The organism is Trichocoleus sp. ST-U1 (assembly GCF_039961835.1).
Lineage (GTDB): Bacteria > Cyanobacteriota > Cyanobacteriia > Cyanobacteriales > FACHB-T130 > FACHB-T130.
Window position 1 is genome coordinate 1 of sequence record NZ_JAMPJZ010000163.1, and the last position, 2,649, is coordinate 2,649.

Genomic DNA, 2,649 nt, shown 5'->3' on the forward strand with positions numbered 1-2,649 from the left:
TTTCAACTGACTGATAGTGCAGCTTGCCCCAAACCACCTCCGCTCAGGGCAGGTGACTCAGCAAGAACGTCGTATCGCTAACCTATGTCGTTAGTTTATGTCTGACACATATCCATATATTGCCCCCTTTTTAACCGGATTGGGGACTCGTAAATGTGGCATCAAAGCAGTGAATTGGTATTATTCAACAATTCAAGTTCTTGACGGTTATTGCTGAGGATTACTGGCTGAAGAAGCTCTACAGGGTTTGCCAGCCGAGTCAACAAAGTAGCAATTTCCAGCCCCAAAATTACTACTTAAAGGAGCCTGAGAATTTTCAGGAGCTTGAATGCATAATTTACCGAGATCCACAGTTCTCCCATCTTCAGTTTGTAGATAGCAAACCGGAATATCTATATTTGAAGCTGGCACGACTGGATAGGGAGAATCTGCCTGTAAAGGGAGGCTAAAAGCTATACCAGGAAACAATGAAATGAGAGCAGTAGATACGGTAGCTGTTAAATGGAAGCATCTGAACATTGGGTTTTCTTAAGTTTTAATGGTTGAGTTGATGGGTGAAATATTAGATTAAAAACGGCTAAAAAACTTTGGTCAATGGAAAATTGGAAATCACTCATTACTGTTGCCAATATTTCATAATTCAATTTAGATCGCCATACCTACTTAGCGGGATAAATGTCAATTTTTTAGAGAACGGGTTCGGCAAGCGATGCAATAGGAGCGATCGCTAACACGCTACGATTTATAGCCGCACCAACCCGGTTTGCATCAAGGCTTGGGTGGTGATGCCTACACCCAGGAGGGCAATCACTAATGCACTCACCGCAGGCAAAATCCTTACGATCCGCATCTGAATCGGTAGCCGATCGAAGAAGCGCTTGCTGTAAACGAGTAGCAATCCCAACCCCGTTAGCACGCCTGCGAGTCCTAAACTAAATGTCAACACCAGCATCAGTCCAAAGCCGATCCGTCCCAGAGCGATCGCGCTTAGCAGCAAAACCAAGGCTGAAGGACACGGCACCAAACCGCCTGAAATACCTAGGGCAAGCAGGTTACGCCAGGTAACGGGCGATCCATCCGCACCTGGGGGTAAGTGCGAGTGGTTGTGGTGAGAATGTTCGCCGTGGTGATGAGGTTCGTGAGGGTGATGGTGGTGATGAGGTTCGTGGTGATGAGAATCGTCGTGGTGATGATCGTGGTGATGAGGTTCGTGGCTGTGATGACGGTGGGAATGGCTCTGGGAAGCTGAAAAGCTAAGATGCTGATGTGCCGTCGCTAATTTGCCGATTTGATGACTCCGCAGGCGGTTGATGAACAAGTTGAGACCAATCGCCACCACCATCAAACCGGAGAGGACACTAAGCCAGGGATATAACTGATCGGGCAGGATGTACTGTGAGGCAAACAGCGCGATCGCTCCCAAGGCAAACACGCCGGTAGTATGGGCGATTGTCGTCGCTAGCCCTAAAAATAGGGCGTGTTTGGGGGTAGCATGGGAACCCACCAAGTACGCTCCCACAATCGTCTTGCCGTGACCGGGAGAGAGGGCGTGCATTGCACCCCACGCAAATGAGCCAGCGATCGCAATCAGCAAGCTTCCCCCGTTAAGCCACGCCAACCCAGGCGGCATTAATGAAAATGTCTGGTTTTTGGGGCTGAAGATAAAGTTTTGCACCTGTCCGGAATGCAGAATCGTTGCAAGGCAAGTGGCGGTTGGCACTCCAGGCAGAAATAGATTGTAGTGGATCTGGAGTCCTTGAACCGGCTGAGACCAGTTGTAGGTGAGCTGTAAGCTGCTGTGGGTGCCCGTGGTAACTTTCAAGTTTGGCGGTAGGGCGCTGGTCTCTGATGCGTTAATGGTTAGGGTAGCTTTTTGCTTCTGGTTATCGCTGAGGCGGATGCGATCGCTTAAGAATGTCTGCAACTGAGTTTGATGAGTCCGGACTTCATCGGGTGAAAGTTGACTATCCTGGTTGTCATCTGCAAATGCCATCAACCCTGTGGGAAAGGTAAGCGTCATTTGAGTTTCAGTCTCGCCCACCATAATCTCAGCTACTGACAAATCAGCCCAGTGAGAGTAACTAGGGGTAGCAGCAGCGAACCAAAGTAATATCGCTCCCAAAAACGACAGCAGGCTCAGCGTGCCGTATCGACGCCACTTTGCGTTCATTGATTCACCTCGGTTGCAGAATTTGAGTTAAGTCTTTGCGATCGCTGTGTCTGTTCGTCAAAAGTCGGGTCGATTTCTTCAGCTTTTTGGAAATAAGCGATCGCTTGGGAATTATTCCCCAATGCCTGCTCGATTGTGCCTGCGCGAGCAAAAATTCCCGCATCACGAGTGCCTCGCCCTAGCGCTTCGGCAACGACCTGCTGAGCTTCCCGCCAGCGTTCCGAACGGCAAAGCGCCCAAGCTAGAGTATCCAGTGTCTCTGCATCGCGGCGGATAGCGACTTCTGCCTGCATTAGGGAAAGCGCTTCCGCGAAGTCCTCGGAACGCCCCCGTTCCAGTAACAGGCGTGCCAGTTCGCGCCTATGTCCAAAAGAAGTGATATTTTGATGCTGGCGGATTAACGCTTCGGCTTTGTCCCATAACTCCTGAGCGCCTGACTGGTCGCCCTGCAAATGCTTCACCCGTGCCATGCCCTGCAA

General features: G+C 50.1%; 2 protein-coding genes and 1 pseudogene. All 3 read right to left on the reverse strand.

The features are described from left to right. Positions 1–207: 207 nt before the first annotated feature. The gene (locus tag NDA06_RS26495) at positions 208–468 is read right to left on the reverse strand and encodes a hypothetical protein (RefSeq protein WP_348251947.1); all 261 of its coding nucleotides are present in this window, start codon (positions 466–468) and stop codon (positions 208–210) included. A gap of 274 nt (positions 469–742) precedes the next feature. Continuing rightward, entirely contained in the window at positions 743–2,170 is a 1,428-nt protein-coding gene (locus NDA06_RS26500; RefSeq protein WP_190523859.1) for a sulfite exporter TauE/SafE family protein, read from the reverse strand. After that, a pseudogene (locus tag NDA06_RS26505) lies at positions 2,167–2,649 on the reverse strand (hypothetical protein); the annotation flags it as partial. The gene NDA06_RS26500 and the pseudogene NDA06_RS26505, both read right to left, overlap by 4 nt.